A 19608-nucleotide genomic window follows, 5' to 3' on the forward strand; every position below is an offset into this window, starting at 1 on the left:
TGATCCCACACCTTGTCGGTCAGTTCTTTGACCTCTGGATGGTCAGACCACCGATGCACGTCGATAGGACGGGAGTAGTAGGGGTTGTCTATGGGGCGAACAGCGTTGGCGAAGTAGTCGTTCCGAGGGGGCAAGGCCGGGGTCCAGGAGAGTGGCAGCAGGGACCTCAGCAAGTAGGAGCTTGCTTGCATCGTTGCAGCCCCCAACTTGTGACAGGCACTCAACCCCAGGAGGATAGCTTGCCACTCTTCCTATGGAGACCCATCAGGGATACCCCTTCTTAGGGTCTCTTCCATGCAATATTATCCATTACTAATGCCTGTTTCCTGCTGATCTTGGGGTGGTGCTGCAAACGTTCCGGGTGCATCCTTGGGTAGAGTGAAATTCTCAACTGATGGCTGACTTTTTTGTACAGCAGTCAGCCTTCCACCATATCGGACATGGTAGGGCTACCTACTAGGATACCCCTTCTTACCCTCTCTTTCCTGCTTTCTTATCCATTACTTATACCTGTTTTAGGTAGGCAAGTACCGGACACAGGAGGGGCAGGATCACAAGGGGGCGGTCACAAACTTGCCCATCTGGACGGGGGCATTTCGTGGGGCATTCCGGCTCCGATCAGGTGGAGCCGCATCATGTCAGGAAGAACTGGCTGGGGTGGTAGGATTCGAACCTACGGTACGCGGTACCAAAAACCGTTGCCTTACCACTTGGCTACACCCCAACCGTGCCGCGCTATCTACTTTGCGATTCACCGGGGATCAAGCCCTGTTCGGCTAAAATTTTCACTCGCCCGCCATTGCCGTTCCGGAGCCGGATTCGCCGCGTGAATCGTCCGCGCGATAGAAGGAAAATTGCGCCCGTCCAGCCCGTTTCGAGGCATAAAGCGCCTTGTCCGCGCGATCGAGGAGCAGTGCAGGATCGGTGTCGGTTCCAAGATTGATGCAGATGCCGATGCTGGCCGAAACGTGACAGGCCCGGCCATCGTGAGTCACCGGCATCTCGATTCGCTCGATCAGCCGCTCGGCGATGCGCGCCAGCCGTTCGCGGTTCACAAGCCCAGGGAAGATCAGTACGAATTCGTCGCCGCCGACCCGCGCCGCCGTATCCTCCTTGCGTGTCACTTCCATCATGATCTCCGCCACGCGGCGCAGAACCAGGTCCCCGGCCGCATGGCCGTAGGTGTCGTTCACCTGCTTGAAGTAATCGAGGTCCATATGCATGATCGCGAAGCTCTCCGCGCTCTTGCAGGCCCGCGCCAGCACCTGGTCGAGCGCCCGGCGGTTGACCAACCCGGTCAGCCCGTCCGTCGCAGCCCGGCGCTCCGCCTCCGTCTTGGCGCCGTGCAGGCGGGTATTGAGGTGGATCGAGGAATTCATTGCCGCCGATTTCGCCTCCACGAGATAGAGCATCTCGACGACGAGGTCCGTCGCTGCGAAGTCCGTACTCGTCAGGGCATAGTCGCGCACCGCATCGATCACCGAAATGCCGAAGGACATGTTTATGACCGCTCCCCCCTCGCCGTCCGGCACCAGGATGCCCTTCAGCGGTGTGCGTTTGGGCGTGCGCAGGCGGATGTACAGGGTGCGCCCCCGCGTCTCCAGCAGATCGCGCATTGTCTTGATCGTGCGTGGGCGGTGGAGCTCGAACGCCTCAAGGAAAGGCTCTCCCTTCAAGGGCGGCAGTTCGAGCTTGGATAGGGTCGCGCCCATGCCGACGATGCAGCCCTCCGGATCGAGCCGCACGTGCATCGGGCACAGGCTGTCGAGGATGGTTCCGGAAACGGTCAAATCGTCACCTCTGCCATGCCGCCCGGGCCGCTGAGGTCGAATTCGCGCCCTTCGGCAAAGGCATTCTCGACCAGGGTGATCTCGATCCTCTGCGCCGAGCAATCCGAGCCATGGTGTTCGAGCAGCACCAACGCGCCATAGTCGTCTGCCATGGCGCGCAGCACGCCGATCATCACGAAGCCGAAGGAAATCATGTTGCCGGTCACCGTCAGCACGAAGTGATTGGAATCCTCGTCGATCAATTCGAGGTCCGGCAGCACCAGGTTCGGCACCGCGAGCCGGGCGCGCCCCGGCAGATCGTCCAGCGAATGCAGGAACTCGATGAAATCCACGCCGCCGAAGCGGAGCAGCCGCCTCAGCCCCTCCCGGTTCGGATGGGACACGAGGTAGGTGCCGATATCCTCCAGGAATTGCGTGCATGGCCTGCCCAGAACCCGCTCCGCCGCGCCGACAAGCGAGCGCAGCAGCGTATGCTCGTAACTCAGCATGGCTTCCAGTTCGTTCGGTTCCAAACCTGCTTCGCGGGCGACGCGTTCCCAGGCGGCCGCGCCATAGGTGTCTTCCATGAACACCTGAAATGTCTTCAACACCAGCCCATGTATCATCGCGACGTCAGCACCCTTTCCTCTGGGTCCTTTTCGCCGATCGACTCTTAACAGCGGCGTAACAATGACAATTGCACCGAAATTTCCGGTCAATCCGGCCGCGCACCGCCCCTCAGACGCAGGAAAAGGCTCTCTTCGTCGTCATTGCGGAAGAAGGGCACCGAGGGCGGCGGGCCGCTTTCGTGCAGCCGTGCGGCGACCTCGGCCAGCACCACCTCGGTGATGAACGGCAGATCGAAGCCGCGCACCTCGTCGAGCGGAATCCATTGCAAATGGGACAACTCGTCCGCCGCGGCACCGAAGTCGTCGGGATCGGATTGCAGCGCCTCCGCATCCACGAGGAAGAACCGCGCATCGAAACGCCGCGGTCGGCCCGGCGGCGTGATGGCACGGAACACGAACTGCAGCGCGTCCGCAGCCGGGCGGTGGCCGGTTCCGGCAAAGCCCAGCCAGTCCTTCGGAATCTCGGTCGGCCAGGGCGCGGGTGCGCCGAGGATCTGGCCGGTCTCTTCCCAAAGCTCGCGCACCGCCGCAACCGCCAGCGCCGGGGCGATGCCCGCCCGCGACTCCTCCTCGAGACGGCTGGCACAGAGCGCCGGCAAGGGCCGGGCCAGGGCCACACGAGCGTCGTCGGCATCCACCGCGCCCCCGGGAAAGACGAACTTGTTCGGCATGAAGGCCGCCTTCGCGCCGCGCTGGCCCATCAGGACGCTGGGGCGCGCGCCCCGGTCGCGCACGACGATCACGGTCGCGGCGTCGCGGATGGCGGTCTTGTCGACCGGATCGGTCATGGTCTCGGTGTTGGTCATACGTCCCCCGGCGGTCCCTCTCACGAGGAAGGGGGTGCAAATCCATGCATGCCACGGGCCCATTGGAAGGCCACGATCGCCCCTTTCAGTCTCGGCAGAAGATAAAGCGACAATCCGACCGAGCCAACCGCAAAGATCGTGAACAGGATCAGCGGATCGGGCCGGAACCGGGTGAAGACCACCAGCAGCAGCGGGGCCATCAGGTGCCCGACGATCAGGATCGTCAGATATGCCGGTCCGTCATCCGCGCGGTGATGATGCAGGTCCTCGCGGCAGACGGGACAATGATCGCGCACCTTGAGATAGCCCGTGAGCAATGGCCCGGACCCGCATTTCGGGCACTTCCGCCGCCAACCCTTCCACATCGAAGGCCAGAACGGACGCTCGATTTCCATTTCCGTGTCGGTCATCGCAATCCTCGCATCTCCCCGCGCAAAAATGCGCAAACCGCCCCTTCGTATGAAGTGTTCATTTTGTCCGTGCGTCCGGATGTCACACGACCCGGAACGCGCCGCCCGCGCCGCCGTTCCGTGAAAAAAGTTTGCGCGGGAGCGACGGAACGTCCGACCTGCCCCGTGAAAGACAACATGAGACACCCGAACGAGGGGTCTCCAACCCGCGAAAACGCGAGATGGAAGGAACCTGACTATGACGAAGACATCCGCAAAGATTGCGCTGACCAGCGCCCTGGTCCTGATCCTCGGCACCGCCGGCATGGCCCAGGCACGGGGCGACGACATGGGCCGGGGCATGGGTCCCCGCGGCGCCATGATGGAAGCCTGGTTCGCCAAGGTCGACGCCGATGGCGACGGCAAGGTCACCCCGGAGGAGATCGAGGCCTTCAAGCAGGCCCGCTTCACCGAGGCAGACACCGACGGCGACGGCTTCCTCTCCGCCGACGAGATGAGCGCTTATGGCGAGAAGATGCGCGCGGAGCGCGAGGCGATGCGCAAGCAGGCCCGGGCGCAGGCCATGCTGGACCGCATCGACACCGACAAGGACGGCAAGGTCAGCGCCGAGGAGGCCGCGGCGATGATGCCGGGCCGGGACGGCATGCTGGAGCGGCTGGACGCCGACAAGGACGGCGCGGTGAGTCTCAAGGAAATCCGCACCGCGCAGGCGGGCATGCGCCGCTGGGGCGGCGACCGCGGCGAGCGCGAGCACGGCCACTGGGGCGGCAAGCGACACGGTCATGGTGACGAGCGAGGCCATGGCCGCATGGGCGGGGGCGACCGCATGCCCTGGTGGATGCAGTAACCCGCGCCTGACGGGGCGGGCCGCCGCCTGACCTGATCCGGATGCGATGTGTCCCCCGACATCCGGCAGCGAGGCGGCCCGCTCCTGACCCGCGCCGCTTGCGCCGCGCCTTCGGGCGCGGTAGCGCGAGGACATGGACCCGATGCCCTATGACGCCATGACCGAGAGAAGCGACGATGACCTGCTCGCGGCCTATGCGGCAGGCGACGCCCAGGCTTCCCGTGCGCTGACGTTGCGGCTCGGTCCCCGGGTCTTTGCGCACGCCCTGCGCATGCTTGGCGGCGACCGGGCGGAGGCGGAGGACGTGGCGCAGGACGCACTGATGAAACTCTGGCGGATCGCGCCGGACTGGCGCCCCGGGGAAGCCCAGGTCACCACCTGGCTCTACCGTGTCACCGCCAACCTCTGCATCGACCGGATGCGCAAGCGGCGCACGGGACCGGCGCTCGACGCGATCCCCGAGCCGGTGGACGAGACACCTTCGGCGGCGGCGGCGATGCTCACGCGCGCCCGCGCCGAAGCTTTGCAAGACGCGCTGAACCAGCTGCCCGAGCGGCAGCGGCAGGCGGTCATCCTGCGCCACATCGAGGGGCTTTCGAACCCGGAGATCGCGCAGATCATGGACATTGGCCCTCGCGCGGTGGAAAGTCTGACCGCCCGGGGCAAGAGAATGCTGGAAGCGCTGCTGTCGGGGCGGCGCGAGGACCTGGGGTTTGAAGACGATGACGACGCACAAGGATAAGGACACCGACGGCGGGCTGTGGACCGGCGCTGCCGGGCTGGGCGACTTCTTCGAGGCCGCGCGGACCGATGCGCCGCGTCCCACCGCGGACTTCATGGCCCGTCTCGAGGCGCAGGCCCTCGCCGCACTCCCCCGCCCCGCGCCGTCGCCCGGCCTGCTGCGCCAGCTGCTGCAGGTGCTGGGCGGCTGGCCCGGGGCGGCGGGGCTCGCCACCGCCTGCGCCGTCGGCCTCTGGATGGGCATCAACCCGCCCGCCGGCCTCACCGATTATATCGGCACCGATGCCGCCGGGCTGGACAGCTACGGCGTCGACCCGCTCTCCGGGTTCGACCTCGCGATGATGGAGGGCTGAGCCCATGACCGATCTCCAGCCCCCCCCGCCCCCCGGCAAACCGCCCCGCACGCGTCCCTGGCTCCGGGCGCTGCTCTTCGTCTCCCTGGCGCTCAACCTTGTCGTCGTCGGACTGGCGGTCGGGCTGGTCCTGCGCGGCGGGCCGCCGCATCCGCCCCGTGGCGGCGCCGACTACGTCATTCCCTACACCCGCGCCCTCGACGAGGACCAGCGCCGCGCGGTCTGGCGCGACCTGCGTCAGGATTTCCGGGACAAGCGCAGGCAGGATGCACCAGGGCCGGACATGATCGCCGATTACCGGGACGCCCTGGATGTACTGCGGGCCGATCCCTTCGATCCGGCGGCGATGATGGCCGTGCTCGAACGCCAGACCGCCCGCGCCACGGACCGGCAGGTCACCGGGCAGAAAGTGCTGAGCGCCTATCTCGCCTCGCTGTCGCCCACCGACCGCGCCGCCTATGCCGCTCGCCTTGCGCAGGAAATCGACCAGCTCGAACAGCGCCGCAACCGCTGGCGCGAAGGCCGTACACGGGACGACCGCTGACCTCCCGCCGCAGCGCACCGGGCAACACCCGGGCGCGGTCTCCCTCCCCCTTGGGGAGGGCCGGGGTGGGGTGGGGACGATCGGAGTGGACACGGACACACGCGCCGCCCGCCGCAAAGAAAAAATCCCGCAGGCGCGCGCCCCGGGACTGGAAACTCGAACGCCTGCCGGACCCTTCGCTAGCCGCCGGTCTTCACATCCCGGCTCATCGGCCAGGCCACCGGCTCCGGCTCCGGGCCGATCTGGCGCAGCCCGGTGAAGCCGCCATCCGATCCCCCCGGCTGGCGACGCGTCAGCGCGGTCACCGTGTCGGCCATCACCAGCGTGTTGCGTCCCTTGTTCTTCGCCGCATATAGCGCCTGGTCCGCCCCGTCGATCAGCTCCATCGGGTCCTGCCGCTGCCCCGCGCGGCCCAACGCCACGCCGATGCTGAGCGTCACCGTCACCGCGCTGCCGCCGGGCAACAGGATCGGTCGCTCCTCCATCACGCGGCACAGCCGTTCCGCCGTGCGTTGCGCCTGCTCGCGCGTGGTGTCCGGCATCGCCACGAGGAACTCCTCCCCGCCGTACCGGGCCACGAGGTCCGCCGCCCGCAGATTGTCCAGCAGCCGCTTCGACACACCCTGCAGCACCACGTCCCCAGCCGCGTGCCCATAGGTGTCGTTGATCGACTTGAAGTGATCTAGATCGAGCAGCAGCAGCGCATAGTCCCGCCCCTGCGCCAGCGCCCGCTCCGCCATCCGGTTCAGATGCGGCAGCGCGTAGCGCCGGTTGTAGAGCCCGGTCAGCGGATCGCAGACCGCCGCCCGCAGACCGTCCTGCATATTGGCCCGCAGGCGGTCGTTGACCCGCTTTCGGGCGATCTGTTTCTTCAGACGCAGGCTCAGCTCTTCGGGGTCCGCGCCGGAGGCCAGCAAATCGTTCGCCCCCATGTCGAGCGCCGCAGCGGCCTCCTCGCGCTGGTCCGGCAAGGCAACGTAGATCAGCGCCGAATGCCGCAGGGCGCGGTTCGCGCGGATCTGCGGCAGCAGTTTCAGCCCCTCGCCCACCGAGGTCTCGCCTTCGAGGATGACGAAAACGTCCGGCACCGCGTCCTCTGCCACCTTCAGCGCCTCGTCCATCGGGCTGATCTCGATCCGGTCCTGCATCCGCTGCGCCAACGCCGCCTGCAGGCTGCGCAGCGGCCCGGCGCGGCCCGTGCCGACCAGCCGCACCCGGCCCGGCATCTCGAAATCCGAGGCCTGCTCGGCCAGTCCCAGCGCCCGCCGGGTATCGTCACGCAGCTGCAGTTCGGCCTCCGCGTCGCGGGCCCGCAGCAGAGAGCGCAGCCGAGCCAGCATCACCAGCTCGTCCAGCGGCTTGGTCAGCACGTCATCGGCGCCGGCTGCCAGCGAGATCAGCCGTTCGTTCACGTCATCCTCGTCATGCATCAGGACAACCGGCAGGCGCGGATCGGCGGCCACCGCCCGCACCTTCTCGATCAGCGAGCGCCCGGACATGTCCGGCAGCTTCGCCGCCGCGATCACCATGTCAGGCCGGGCCTTGCGGAACAGGTTGAGCGCCGCATGACCGCTGGCCGCCTGGCTCACCTCGTAGAAGGCAGCCGAAAGCTTGACCCGCAGGATGATGCGGTTGGTCGGCACCGCATCGACGACCAAGATACGTCCTGTCATACAATTCACCCTCGGCAACACGCTGCGCGCGCTTGCACATTATCGCATGTTCAGATTTGCTGGAGATTGGTTAAGAAACCCTTTCGGAAAACGGACCAAATGAGCGTAAAGCAAGAATCCGCCGAAGCGATCGGACTGCGCGCCATCGGCTGGCTGGCTGGAAATGATGACCTTTTACAAGTGTTTATGGGGTCGACCGGCGCGAGTAGTGCGGATTTTCGCGAAAGTGTCCAAGATGTTGAATTTCAGGCGTCGGTGCTCGACTTCCTGTTAATGAGTGATCAATGGGTCATGGAATTCTGCGACGCAGAATCATTACCCTACGACCAGGTGATGCGTGCCCGGGCGGCGTTGCCCGGCGGGGAGCAGGTCCATTGGACGTGAAACGCCCCGCCACCAGGGCGCTGCTCTTCGACAAGGACGGCACGCTGTTCCACTTCGGCGAGACCTGGAATGCCTGGGCGCTGGCGGTGATCGACAGGCTGGCCGGGGGGGATGCAGCCCGGCGCGAGGCTCTCGCCCGCGCGGCGCGCTATGATCTCGACACGCAGCGCTTCGATCCGTCCAGCCCGATCATCGCCGGCACCAACCGCGAGGCCGCGGAGTGCCTGATGACCGCCCTGCCAGGCTTTCCGCTGGCCGCACTGGAGGCGCTGCTGACCGATCTGGCCAAGGATGCGCCGCTTGTCCCAACGGTGCACCTCCCCGGCCTGTTCGCTGCCCTGAAATCCGCCGGGTTTGCGCTCGGCCTGATGACCAATGACACCGAGGAAGCCGCGCGCAGCCATATCGGCCGGGCCGGACTCGCCGACAGCTTCGATTTCGTCGCCGGCTTCGACAGCGGTTTCGGCGCCAAGCCCGACCCCGGCCCGTTGCGTGCCTTTGCCGAGGCCACCGGCCATGCCCCCGCAGCCTGCGCGATGATCGGCGACAGCGTGCATGATCTGGTCGCGGGCCGCGCGGCCGGGATGAAGACGGTCGGCGTGCTCACCGGCCCCGCCCGCGCCTCAACCCTCGCGCCCTTCGCGGACGTCATCCTGCCCGACATCGGGCATCTGCCGGTCTGGCTTGGCACCGGATTCCCCAAAAACGACTGATCCGGTCGCAATCTGAAAGGTATGCGCGGCGGCCCGGTGGCCTCATGGTGGTCTCAGAGCAAGGACACGCGCGCCATGGACGAGCCCCTCACAGCCCCCCGCAAGCGCCGCAGTGGCGGCCGCGCCGGTCACGCCACCCGGCGCGGCACCGCCGCCATCGAACAGATGCCCTGGCGGCTGCCGGTCAACCGGGACCGCCCGACCGAGCCGCTGTCCGAAGAGAGCGTGGCGCGGGTCCACGAGGCCACCATGCGGCTGCTCGAAGATATCGGCATCGAATTCCTGCACCCCGAGGCGGTGGAGATCCTGCGCAAGGCGGGTGCGACGGTCAACGGCGAGAACGTCCGCATGGGTCGCGACATGGTCATGCACTACGTCCGCCTCGCACCCGATCACTTCACGATCACCCCGCGCAACCCGGACCGGCAAATCACCATCGGCAAGGGACACATCCTCTTCGGCAACGTCTCCTCACCACCGAACTACTACGACCTGGAAATCGGCTCCAAGGTCGCGGGCAACCGCGAGCAATGCCGCAACCTGCTGAAACTGACGCAGTATTTCAACTGCATCCATTTCGCGGGCGGCTACCCGGTGGAGCCGGTGGACCTGCACGCCTCCGTCCGCCATCTCGACGTGCTCTATGACAAGCTGACGCTGTGCGACAAGGTCGTACACGCCTACTCGCTCGGGCCGGAACGGGTCGAGGATGTCATGGAGATGGTGCGCATCGCCGGGGGGCTGACGCACAAGGACTTCGACGCCACGCCTCGGATGTACACCAACATCAACTCCACCTCGCCGCTGAAACACGACTGGCCGATGCTCGACGGCTGGATGCGCCTCGCCCGTCGCAGGCAGGCCTTGGTGGTCACACCCTTCACCCTCGCCGGGGCCATGGCGCCGGTGACCATGGCGGGCGCGGTGGTGCAATCGCTGGCCGAAGGGCTGGCGGCAGTGGTCCTGGCGCAGATCATCTCGCCCGGCGTGCCCTGCGTCATCGGCACCTTCACCTCCAACGTCGACATGAAATCCGGCGCGCCCGCCTTCGGCACCCCGGAATACATGCGGGCCACGCAGATGACCGGCCAGATGGCACGGTTCTATGGCCTGCCGCTGCGTTCTTCCGGGACCTGCGCCGCGAATATTCCCGACGGGCAGGCGATGTGGGAAACCGAACATTCACTCTGGGCAGCGATCCAGTCCGGCACGCATATGGTCTACCACGCCGCCGGCTGGCTCGAAGGCGGGCTGGTGGCCTCGCCCGAGAAGTTCATCATGGACTGCGAGGTGCTCCAGCAGATGCAGCGCTACATGGAGCCGGAGATCTGGGACACGTCGGACGACGCGCTGGCGCTGGACACAATCGCGGAAGTCGGCCCGCACGGGCATTTCTTCGGCACGCAGCACACCCAGGACCGCTATACGACAGCCTTCTACCAGCCCTTCCTGTCCGACTGGAAGAACTTCGAGGCCTGGGAGGCGGCGGGGGCGGTCTGGACACCGGAACGGGCGCACACCACCTTCAAGCGTATTCTTGACGACTTCGAAGCCCCGCCGATGGACGAGGGCATCCGCGAGGAACTGCAGGCCTTTGTGGCGCGGCGGAAATCCGAAGGCGGCGCACCCACGGATTTCTGAGGCGAGGCGGGGGGCTCCGCCCCCTGCGACCCCCGGGTCTCGCACCCCGCAGCGCCGGGCACGTGGCGCGGTCGTGCAGAGGTATTTGAAGGACCAAAGAAGCAGAGGCGCGCGTGCCCTTGCGGTCGCGGCCCATCGGCGCAAGAAAGGGCCATGCTCAACACCATCCCCCACGGCTCCGCCACCGACAAACCAACGCTCCTGATCGTGCACGGCCTCTATGGCTCGGCCCGCAACTGGGGTGTCATCGCCAAGCGCCTTTCGGATGAGCGGCAGGTCATCGCCGTCGACCAACGCAACCACGGCGACAGCCCGTGGAAGGACAGCCATGCCTACGAGGATATGGCGGGCGATCTCGCCGAGGTCATCGAAAGCCTCGGCGGCCCGGTCGATGTCGTCGGGCATTCCATGGGCGGCAAGGCGGCCATGGTGCTGGCGGTGACGCGGCCGAAGCTGGTGAACCGGCTGATCGTGGCGGACATCGCGCCAGTGGCCTATGGCCACAGCCAGATCCAGTTCATCGAGGCGATGCGGTCCGTCGATCTGACCACGGTCGAGAAGCGGTCGGACGCGACGGAGCAACTGGCGAAGGTGGTGGAGGACAAGACGCTGCAGGCGTTTTTCACGCAGTCGCTGGATCTGAAGGCGAAACGCTGGGTGCTGAACCTCGACGTGCTGGCGGCGGAAATGCCGAAGATCCTGTCTTTCCCGTCACTTGCTGGACAGTTCGACGGGCCGGCGCTGTTCCTGTCCGGCGCCGAGAGCGACTATGTCCTGCCGGAGCATCGCCCGGCAATCCGGGCCTTGTTCCCCAAGGCACGCTTCGCGAAACTGCCCGGCGCAGGCCACTGGCTGCATGCGGAGAAGCCGCGGGAGTTCGAGGCATCGGTGCGGGCGTTCCTGAACATGGCCGGCTGAACCCGTCGCTGCAGACCTTGCAGGACCGAGAGGCGCGGTCGCGGGGCTGATCCGGGCCAGATGGCACGCGCCGCACGCCGGGGCAAACGCTTGGCGGATCCGCGACCTCGCCGCCCGATCCGCAGGCACTTGACCCGCGCATCTTCACGTTTCCCAAATCTGCGCGTCCCCTTTCCGAAATCGGCGACGCGCCCCCTTGCGACAGGGCGGCAAAGCGACAACCTGTTTCCGTACCTTCGGACGCAGACCACCGCCATGCCCCGCTTACCCCTCCAGAATGCGCAGCTCGCCCTCCAGCCAGGGCAGCCGCTCCAATGCGGGCTTCACCACCATCTCGCGGATCAGCATGCGGGCGGTCCGGGCCACGTCGCGGGGCACCTCGTCGGCCCAATCGGTGGAGGCCAGCAGGGAAATGCTGCGCGCGAAGGGGGCGAAAGGCAACGGGTGAACCTCCATCCGGTCATGGAATCGCCCGGCGCGCATGTAGCCGAGCGGCGTCGTGATGGTCCAGCCGACACGCCGCGCCACCAACGTCATCAACGACAGATGCGCGCCGATCTCGAAGCGTTCGGCGAAGCGCAACTTGTGCCGGGCGAGCTGTGCCTCCACCTGTTTGCCAAGCAGCAGATCACGGTCGTGGCGCAAGAGCGGCAGATCACGCATCACCCCGTCCAGACTGCCCTTTTCCGCCGCCGACCCCTTCGGACAAACGAAAATGAACGGGTCGCGGACCAGCGGATACTCCACCACGCCCTCCATCGCGGCACTCGGCGAGGCGGCAATCGCGAGATGCAGACGCCGCGCCTTCATTTCCTCGGCGATCTGGTGACTGGGCGCGGTCTGCAGCCGGAACCGGCAACGCGTCATGCTCTCCGCCAACAGCGTCACGAGGCGTGGCGTCAGGTCGTTGTCGAAATCGTCGATCACCCCGAGGCTCAGGTGACTGAGGTGCGTCAGGTCCATCACCGTCAGCTCGTTCTGCGCCAGCCGCAGCTGCGCCAGCACATGTCGGGTGCGTTCGAGGAAGGCCCGCCCGGCCGGGGTCAGCTGCATCGGACGCCGGGCATGGTCCACCAGATCGGCGCCAAGCGCTGTCTCCAGGTTGCGCATCTGCTGGCTGACAGCGGGTTGACTGAGGCCGGTCGCCTCGGCCGCGCCCGCCACGGAGCCGCTGGCCGCCAGCGCCTCGAAGACCTCCAGCCCCCGCAGGGTCACGCCTTTCATCAGCATCGTCTGCCCCGTCCTGCCCGCCGCTACATTCGCGTTTTCCGAAACTGAACCCGCCCCGTCAAGGATTTCCCCCATGCCCCGCCACATCAAATCCGCCCCCGGCCTGCCGCCCGACGCACAAACGGGCATCCGCGACAGCGTCGAGATCATGCTGGCCCGCATCCGGCTGGGCGGCGCGGCCACCGTGCTCGACTATGCCGCGCGGCTCGATGGCTGGTCCGGACCTGTCATCGTTACCCCGGAGGACATCGCGGCAGCCGCTGCGCAGATCCCGCCCCCCCTCAAGGACGCGCTGCACTATGCCCACGACAACATCCGCGCGTTTGCCCTCGCCCAGCGGGCGTCGCTCACCGAATTCGAAACCGAACTCCGCCCCGGCCTCGTCGCCGGGCAGAAGGTGATCCCCGTCGCGTCGGCAGGCTGCTATGTCCCCGGCGGGCGTTATGCCCATATAGCCTCCGCCCTGATGACCATCGCCACGGCGAAGGCCGCAGGGGTTACGCATATCACTGCCTGCGCGCCGCCCCGGACCGGCGCAATCGACCCTGCGACGCTTTACGCGATGCACCTCGCCGGCGCCGATACCATCCTGACCCTCGGCGGCGTGCAGGCCATCGCCGCCATGGCCTTCGGACTCTTCGGCACGCCCGAGGCGGACATCCTCTGCGGACCCGGCAACGCCTATGTCGCGGAGGCCAAACGGCAACTCTACGGCCCGACCGGCATCGACATGGTCGCCGGGCCCACCGACATCGCCATCCTCGCCGACGCCACCGCCAACCCGCAGCGCCTCGCGCTCGACCTCATCGGACAGGCGGAACACGGGCCGACCTCGCCCTGCTGGCTCATCACCGATGACGCCCGCACCGCAGAGGCGACGCTGCACGCCATCCCCCGGACCCTCGCCCTCCTGCCCGAACCCAACCGCGCCGCCGCCTGCGCCGCGTGGGAGGCCATGGGCGAGATCCTACTCTGCGAGACCCGCGAGGAGATGGCGCAAACTGCCGACCGCTACGCCCCGGAGCACCTGCACGTACAGGCGCAGGACCTGCCGTGGTGGCAGGACCGGCTGCAAAACTACGGCTCGCTGTTCCTCGGGGCCGAGAGCACCGTGGCCTTCGGCGACAAGGCCTCCGGACCAAACCACGTCCTGCCCACCTCCCGCGCCGCCCGGCATACCAGCGGTCTTTCAGTCCACAAGTTCCTGAAAACCGTGACCTACCAGCGCGTGACCCAGGCCGCCCTGCCCGATCTGGCAAAAGCCACCGCCACCATCTCCCGCGCCGAAGGCATGACCGGCCACGCGCTCACGGCGGAGGCCCGCCTGCCGCAGGCGCCCGTCCCGAAAGTCGTCAACGGCTGAGCGAATGCCCCGGTATCAAAGCCCCTGACAGGTCTGCTCCGCCCGCGCCGCGAAGGCCTTGTAGCGCTGCCAGAAGGCCTCATGCCCGGGATTGTCTGACTGCCGGATCACCTGCGCCTGATGCGGATCGGTGAAGAACTTCACCGCCGTCCGCTGGTCCGAGGACGACAGATCGCGGTTTGCAACCCCCTGAATGCAACCGCAAAGCTGCGCATTCGCACCCTTCCTGCCAGCTTTCAGGCAGGCCTTCGAAATCGGCCCCATGGCGAAACTCATCTGCGCCGACCGTGTCACTGTTCCACCATAACTGGCCCGGTTCCGATCCCCGCCTCCACAGGCGGAGAGCGCCAGCACGGCCACCATCAGCATTCCCGCTGCTTTCATCTTGACCTGTCTCGTTCTGTCTGCGCCGCGCGGGTTTTCCCGTCTGTCCGGCCTGTCTGCCCTCTGCGCGGATCATGCCCCAAATCGCGGCAGGGATCAATTCGGGATTTCTTGCGCGGGTGCGGGGCAAAGCCCCGCCCTACGACGGGCCGCGCCTAGGTCTCCCCGTCCGCCATGGCCCGTAGGGTGGGATTCCAACCCACTTCCGGCGGATTGATCCGGGAAGGTGGCGCGAAGCCCCGGAACCTCAGGTTCAAAACAATTGAATCACTAGATCAAGCAAACTCTGCAAGGTCTGCGCGATCCGCGTTCCCTTGTACCCGCTACTGGCGTCGATCCGTTTGATGACCTCCGCCGACCGAACTATGATCCGCATCTGGGCAACGCGACCAAAGAAACGACGAATAGCCCCGCCCTGCGCTTCGCCGCCTGCTTCCGCAATTGTCTTGGCGTCGAGCGTCAGTTCTTTCCCGAGCCTCGCATCGCTGATCGCAATCAACTCGGTCGCCTTTTCGACGATCACCTGCTTCTGATCGGCCTCCGCCACCCGAAGCTTGTGCCGGATGCGCATTTCCCATGCTGCCGAGACTTCGGGATGATGCGCCCGCAAATCCGTGACCGCCCGGTCCAGCACCCGCGCCAAGGCCGACAACTTCCCATCTTCCTGATAGGAGCCATTTGAAACGCCCTCTTCCAGATCGCGCAAGGCAATCTCGAAATTCTGCTCGATGGCATTTGCGTCAGTTCGACAATCTGAAAGCGTGAAGTCGATATACAGACAGGCTGTCGAACTCGCGTTGATTCCGCAATTACTGGACTGCGCAACCTTCACCGCAAATTCGACCTGCCGCAGCGTGCTTTCAACCAACCCCTCTGCATTCCGCGGTGCGGGCTTGCTCACGAAGACGGCAGTCTCCCCATCGAACTCCAGCTCGTCCGCCTGCGGCAACTGCTCCGCCAGCCACTCCGCCTCGATCCGCGCAATCTCCGCCGCGACCGCCTCCGCGCCAGCCTCCCAGATGGCATCGTCAATCAGCGCCACCCGACGTTGGAGTTCCCAATCCAGCGGCTCGCCGCGTACCATGCCCTCGTACCAGCGGCGGAAGAAGTCGAAATGCGGATCGGTGTCGAGCAGGGTTGTTCCGACTTTGAATGGAAGCAGCCCATTTTCTGCCGACACCTCGTGCCACAACGGTTGGAAAAAAATCTCGGTGGCCCGAAAGTTCGCGTCTCTTCCAGCGTAGTAAAGACCGGACTTCAGGGAACTATTCCCGCCTGTAAAGCCGACTTTCGCAAGAAGCGACGTTACGGCCGTCTCCGCTTCAGCGCATATCCCCTCACACGCGCGCAAAGCTGCGCCTGAAGAACTTGCCGCTGACTGAGCGGCCTTCGCTGCAGCTCGTGCGCTGAATGCCGCCGCGGAGAAGCTTGCAGTGTCTTCTGCTCCAAGGTGCGCCTTTTCGACAGATTGGGAAACACGGCTTCCCACCGAAATTGCTAGCTCTTGAACTTTGTTATTCGATAACACGGAGGAAAGCCCGGAAAGTATGATCGCTCGTCCGGTTACAAGAGCCAACTCTTCTTGGGCTGCACCAATCGTGCGCCAAAACCGCAGCCCATGAACGAAAGGCCATACCCGCAACGCTGCTCTGCAAGCAATTGCACCACATACTTCCCGGCTCTGCCCAGCAAGCCAACTCTCCAAATCTTTGTTTGAGGAAAACTCCACCCTGCCCTCACCCGGTCACCCGACACACACCCTACCCGGCCCAGATGGCAAGACAACCCAGACCTTGACCAGCCCCCCGTCCAATCAACCGATCAAAGGGCAAAAAACCGGACGTTTCGCCGCCGTCGGATGTTGCACCCTGACGGGGCTCCGCCCGTCCGATGAACAAAACGCGCCCCACGCGTTTTGCCGCCTTTGGCGGACATCATCAGACCTTGACCAAACCCCCAATCCGCAGCATATCGCAGGCCATGAGCACACCCCTGTCCCACATCCGCAATTTCTCCATTGTAGCCCACATCGACCACGGGAAGTCCACCTTGGCCGACCGGCTGATCCAGTCCACGAACACCGTGGCCGAGCGGGACATGAAGGCCCAGCTGCTGGACGCCATGGACATCGAGCGCGAGCGCGGGATCACCATCAAGGCGAACACCGTCCGCATCGACTACACCGCCAACAACGGCGAGAAATATGTGCTCAACCTGATCGACACCCCCGGGCACGTCGACTTTGCCTACGAGGTCTCCCGCTCCATGCGCGCGGTCGAGGGCTCTTTGCTGGTCGTGGATGCTTCGCAGGGCGTCGAGGCCCAGACCCTCGCCAATGTCTACACCGCCATCGAGGCGAACCACGAGATCGTGCCCGTCCTCAACAAGGTCGACCTGCCCGCCGCCGAGCCCGCCCGCGTCGCGGAGCAGATCGAGGACGTCATCGGAATCGACGCTTCCAACGCCTGCCTGATCTCCGCCAAGACCGGCCTCGGCATCCCCGACGTGCTCGAAGCCATCGTCCACCGCCTCCCCCCGCCCCATTCCGGCGATCCGGACGCGCCGCTCAAGGCGATGCTGGTCGACTCCTGGTACGACAGCTACCTCGGCGTGGTCGTGCTGATCCGCGTCATGGACGGCACCATCCGCAAGGGCGACAACATCAAGATGATGCGCACCGGCGGCAAATACGGCGTCGACAAGCTCGGCGTCTTCCGCCCCGCCATGCAGGACGTCAATGAACTCGGCCCGGGCGAGATCGGCTTCTTCACCGGCTCCATCAAGCAGGTCCGCGACACCCGCGTCGGCGACACCATCACGCACGAGAAGAAGGGCGCCACCGAGCCCCTGCCCGGCTTCAAACCCTCGCAGCCGGTGGTCTTCTGCGGCCTTTTCCCCGTCGACTCCAACGAGTTCGAAGACCTGCGCGACGCCATCGAGAAACTCGCGCTCAACGACGCCTCCTTCTCCTTTGAGATGGAAACCTCCGCTGCCCTTGGCTTCGGCTTCCGCTGCGGCTTCCTTGGCCTGTTGCACCTCGAAGTCATCCGCGACCGCATCGACCGCGAGTATGACATCGACCTCATCACCACCGCGCCTTCGGTGATCTATCACGTCTACATGCGCGACGGCACGAAGCTCGACCTGCACAACCCCGCCGACATGCCCGATCCCTCGACCATCGACCACATCGAGGAGCCGCGCATCAAGGCGACGATCATGGTGCCGGACGACTACCTCGGCGACGTGCTCAAACTCTGCCAGGACCGCCGCGGCATCCAGCTCGACCTGACCTACGTCGGCGGCCGCGCCATGGCCGTCTACGACCTGCCGCTCAACGAGGTGGTCTTCGACTTCTACGATAGGCTGAAATCCGTAACGAAGGGTTACGCCAGCTTCGATTACCAGCTCGAAGGTTACCGCGAGGACAACCTCGTCAAGATGTCCATCCTCGTGAACGACGAGCCGGTCGACGCCCTCTCCATGATGGTTCACCGCGACCGCGCCGAATCCCGCGGCCGCGGCATGTGCGAAAAGCTCAAGGACCTCATCCCCCGCCACATGTTCAAGATCCCGATCCAGGCGGCCATCGGCGGCAAGGTGATTGCCCGCGAAACCCTCTCCGCCCTGCGCAAGGACGTGACCGCCAAATGCTACGGCGGCGACGCGACCCGGAAGAAGAAGCTTCTGGAAAAGCAGAAGGCTGGTAAGAAGAAGATGCGCCAGTTCGGCAAAGTCGAGATCCCGCAGGAAGCGTTTATTTCAGCGTTGAAGATGGACAGCTAAGGATTAACCGAACAGATCGCCTTGCGTCGTAGGCTCGACAGGAAAGAGACCCAGTAACTGCCAAGTTCTGGGTCTTTTCTTCATATTACCGAGAGCAGCGACGAGACCTTTTCGCGCATAGTCTGAGCTCCTCCCCGAAAATCGGACAGTGACGGAAGCTACTATCTGACGTCTGCTGGTCTCTAAGAACGAGGAGATCAGAACATGTCGAAACGCAGGAACCATGACGCGGGCTTCAAGGCTCGCGTGGCGCTGGAAGCCCTGAAGGGCGAGCGCACGGTGTCGGAGCTGGCCGCGGAATACGGCGTGCATCCGACCATGATCCATCAGTGGAGCGAGCCATTGTGCGCCATTGGTTCAAGAACAATGGCGAGCGCGCTGCTTGAAGGCGCATCTGACATTTTCGAGCGCGGCGGGAAGAAGAAGGCCGAGGTCGACGAGGAGACGGTGCGGTCGCTTCACGCCAAGATCGGGGAACTGGCCGTCGCCAACGATTTTTTGTCCAGAAAGCTCAAGCCTTGGACCGGCAAGTGAGGCGCGGGATGATCGAACGCTCTCACCCCACGCTGTCGGTCGGGGCGCAATGCCGCCTGCTGTCGATCTCGCGGTCGTCGTTCTACTACGCACCGCTGGGCGAGACCGCAGTGAACCTGGCGCTCATGCAACTGATCGACCGGCAGTTCCTCGAAACCCCGTTCTACGGCGTCCAACAAATGACCTGGCACCTGCAGAACGAGGGCCACGCTGTGAACGTGAAGCGTATCCGGCGGCTGATGCGGCTCATGCGTTTGATGCCGATTTATCAGAAGCCGAACACCAGCAAACCGGCCAAGGGGCACAAAACCTACCCCTACCTGTTGGGTGGCCTGCGGGTGGAACGGCCCAACCAGGTCTGGTGCGCCGACATCACGTACCTTCCGATGCGGCGGGGCTTCCTCTACCTGGTTGCCATCATGGACTGGTTCACCCGCAAGGTGCTGACTTGGCGCATCTCGAACACGCTCGAAGCCGACTTCTGCGTCGAGGCGCTGAACGAGGCGGTCCACCGCTTCGGCCCGCCCGAGATCATGAATACCGATCAGGGGTCGCAGTTCACGTCCTTCGCCTGGACCGACCGGCTGAAACGGATCGGCACCCGGATCTCGATGGACGGCAAGGGCCGGTGTCTCGACAACATCTTCATCGAACGCCTCTGGCGGTCCCTGAAGTATGAGTGCGTCTATCTGCACGCCTGGGAGACGGGCTCGCAGGCGAAGGCCGGGGTTGGCCAATGGATCACCTTCTACAACCACCAGCGGCCTCACGCCGCCCATGGCGGACAGCCGCCCGCCGTGGTCTACTTCAACCAGATCGAAACCGACCAGCAGGGGCAGAGAGTAGCTTAAACCACCCCGGAAACTGGCCAAAAGATGGGGAG

19 protein-coding genes and 1 tRNA gene are annotated in these 19608 nt (G+C 65.2%); 11 read left to right on the plus strand and 9 right to left on the minus strand.

Features of this window, described 5'->3' with window-relative positions; genetic code table 11:
- Nucleotides 1-649 precede the first annotated feature (649 nt).
- The 5 genes from ACP159_RS25230 to ACP159_RS25250 form a co-directional block, all read right to left on the minus strand.
- A tRNA-Gln gene (locus ACP159_RS25230) sits at nucleotides 650-724 on the minus strand.
- Between the two features lie 61 nt (nucleotides 725-785).
- Nucleotides 786-1790 (minus strand): diguanylate cyclase domain-containing protein, encoded by a 1005-nt coding sequence (locus tag ACP159_RS25235; protein ID WP_425102448.1) that lies wholly within the window; start codon nucleotides 1788-1790, stop codon nucleotides 786-788.
- Nucleotides 1787-2395, minus strand: coding sequence for a heme NO-binding domain-containing protein (locus ACP159_RS25240; RefSeq protein WP_425102449.1), 609 nt, complete (start codon nucleotides 2393-2395; stop codon nucleotides 1787-1789). Before ACP159_RS25240 ends, ACP159_RS25235 begins: the two co-directional genes overlap by 4 nt.
- Before the next feature lie 89 nt (nucleotides 2396-2484).
- Nucleotides 2485-3204 (minus strand): NUDIX hydrolase, encoded by a 720-nt coding sequence (locus ACP159_RS25245; RefSeq protein ID WP_425102450.1) that lies wholly within the window; start codon nucleotides 3202-3204, stop codon nucleotides 2485-2487.
- Nucleotides 3205-3224: 20 nt separating this feature from the next.
- Nucleotides 3225-3614, minus strand: coding sequence for a DUF983 domain-containing protein (locus tag ACP159_RS25250; protein WP_425102451.1), 390 nt, complete (start codon nucleotides 3612-3614; stop codon nucleotides 3225-3227).
- 238 nt (nucleotides 3615-3852) lie between these two features.
- Between ACP159_RS25250 and ACP159_RS25255 the strand changes: the two genes are divergently transcribed.
- The 4 genes from ACP159_RS25255 to ACP159_RS25270 all read left to right on the plus strand — a co-directional run bounded on the left by ACP159_RS25255 (nucleotide 3853) and on the right by ACP159_RS25270 (nucleotide 6099).
- Complete coding sequence (locus ACP159_RS25255; protein WP_425102452.1) at nucleotides 3853-4461, plus strand: EF-hand domain-containing protein; 609 nt, start codon at nucleotides 3853-3855, stop codon at nucleotides 4459-4461.
- A gap of 142 nt (nucleotides 4462-4603) precedes the next feature.
- On the plus strand, nucleotides 4604-5203 hold the full coding sequence (locus ACP159_RS25260) for an RNA polymerase sigma factor (protein ID WP_425102465.1): 600 nt from the start codon (nucleotides 4604-4606) through the stop codon (nucleotides 5201-5203).
- Nucleotides 5184-5555, plus strand: coding sequence for a hypothetical protein (locus tag ACP159_RS25265; protein ID WP_425102453.1), 372 nt, complete (start codon nucleotides 5184-5186; stop codon nucleotides 5553-5555). Before ACP159_RS25260 ends, ACP159_RS25265 begins: the two co-directional genes overlap by 20 nt.
- A 4-nt stretch (nucleotides 5556-5559) precedes the next feature.
- Nucleotides 5560-6099 (plus strand): periplasmic heavy metal sensor, encoded by a 540-nt coding sequence (locus ACP159_RS25270; protein ID WP_425102454.1) that lies wholly within the window; start codon nucleotides 5560-5562, stop codon nucleotides 6097-6099.
- A 179-nt stretch (nucleotides 6100-6278) separates the two neighbouring features.
- Here the strand turns inward: ACP159_RS25270 and ACP159_RS25275 are convergent, their stop codons facing one another.
- Nucleotides 6279-7772 (minus strand): diguanylate cyclase, encoded by a 1494-nt coding sequence (locus ACP159_RS25275; RefSeq protein ID WP_425102455.1) that lies wholly within the window; start codon nucleotides 7770-7772, stop codon nucleotides 6279-6281.
- Between the two features lie 99 nt (nucleotides 7773-7871).
- On the opposite strand from ACP159_RS25275, the gene ACP159_RS25280 reads away from it, so the two are divergent.
- The 4 genes from ACP159_RS25280 to ACP159_RS25295 all read left to right on the plus strand — a co-directional run bounded on the left by ACP159_RS25280 (nucleotide 7872) and on the right by ACP159_RS25295 (nucleotide 11428).
- Nucleotides 7872-8156 (plus strand): DUF3572 domain-containing protein, encoded by a 285-nt coding sequence (locus tag ACP159_RS25280; RefSeq protein ID WP_425102456.1) that lies wholly within the window; start codon nucleotides 7872-7874, stop codon nucleotides 8154-8156.
- Entirely contained in the window at nucleotides 8153-8869 is a 717-nt protein-coding gene (locus tag ACP159_RS25285) for an HAD family hydrolase (RefSeq protein WP_425102457.1), read from the plus strand. The genes ACP159_RS25280 and ACP159_RS25285 overlap by 4 nt, the downstream gene beginning before the upstream one ends.
- Nucleotides 8870-8944: 75 nt before the next feature.
- Complete coding sequence (locus tag ACP159_RS25290) at nucleotides 8945-10510, plus strand: trimethylamine methyltransferase family protein (RefSeq protein WP_425102458.1); 1566 nt, start codon at nucleotides 8945-8947, stop codon at nucleotides 10508-10510.
- Nucleotides 10511-10663: 153 nt separating this feature from the next.
- Nucleotides 10664-11428: an alpha/beta fold hydrolase gene (locus ACP159_RS25295; protein ID WP_425102459.1), complete on the plus strand. Its 765-nt coding sequence runs from the start codon at nucleotides 10664-10666 to the stop codon at nucleotides 11426-11428.
- A gap of 264 nt (nucleotides 11429-11692) precedes the next feature.
- Here ACP159_RS25295 and ACP159_RS25300 read toward each other — a convergent pair whose 3' ends face one another.
- Nucleotides 11693-12658: a LysR family transcriptional regulator gene (locus ACP159_RS25300; RefSeq protein ID WP_425102460.1), complete on the minus strand. Its 966-nt coding sequence runs from the start codon at nucleotides 12656-12658 to the stop codon at nucleotides 11693-11695.
- Nucleotides 12659-12731: 73 nt separating this feature from the next.
- Here ACP159_RS25300 and hisD point away from each other — a divergent pair, with 73 nt between their 5' ends.
- A complete protein-coding gene (gene hisD / locus ACP159_RS25305) occupies nucleotides 12732-14021 on the plus strand; it encodes a histidinol dehydrogenase (protein ID WP_425102461.1) in 1290 nt (429 codons plus the stop codon).
- Nucleotides 14022-14036: 15 nt separating this feature from the next.
- Here hisD and ACP159_RS25310 read toward each other — a convergent pair whose 3' ends face one another.
- Both ACP159_RS25310 and ACP159_RS25315 read right to left on the minus strand, forming a co-directional pair.
- Complete coding sequence (locus ACP159_RS25310; protein ID WP_425102462.1) at nucleotides 14037-14405, minus strand: arginine transporter; 369 nt, start codon at nucleotides 14403-14405, stop codon at nucleotides 14037-14039.
- Between the two features lie 253 nt (nucleotides 14406-14658).
- Nucleotides 14659-15933, minus strand: a complete 1275-nt coding sequence (locus ACP159_RS25315; RefSeq protein ID WP_425102463.1) for a hypothetical protein — start codon at nucleotides 15931-15933, stop codon at nucleotides 14659-14661.
- 452 nt (nucleotides 15934-16385) lie between these two features.
- Between ACP159_RS25315 and lepA the strand changes: the two genes are divergently transcribed.
- Both lepA and ACP159_RS25325 read left to right on the plus strand, forming a co-directional pair.
- Nucleotides 16386-18191, plus strand: coding sequence for a translation elongation factor 4 (gene lepA / locus ACP159_RS25320; RefSeq protein ID WP_425102464.1), 1806 nt, complete (start codon nucleotides 16386-16388; stop codon nucleotides 18189-18191).
- A 204-nt stretch (nucleotides 18192-18395) separates the two neighbouring features.
- Nucleotides 18396-19576, plus strand: a protein-coding gene (locus tag ACP159_RS25325) for an IS3 family transposase (protein WP_425098180.1) whose coding sequence is annotated in 2 segments (ribosomal slippage) — nucleotides 18396-18693 and nucleotides 18693-19576 — 1182 coding nt in all. Because the reading frame shifts where the segments join, the coding sequence is not laid out codon by codon here.
- The last annotated feature ends 32 nt before the right edge of the window (nucleotides 19577-19608 follow it).

This window comes from Tropicibacter sp. S64, from assembly GCF_049803835.1.
Lineage (GTDB): Bacteria > Pseudomonadota > Alphaproteobacteria > Rhodobacterales > Rhodobacteraceae > Pacificoceanicola.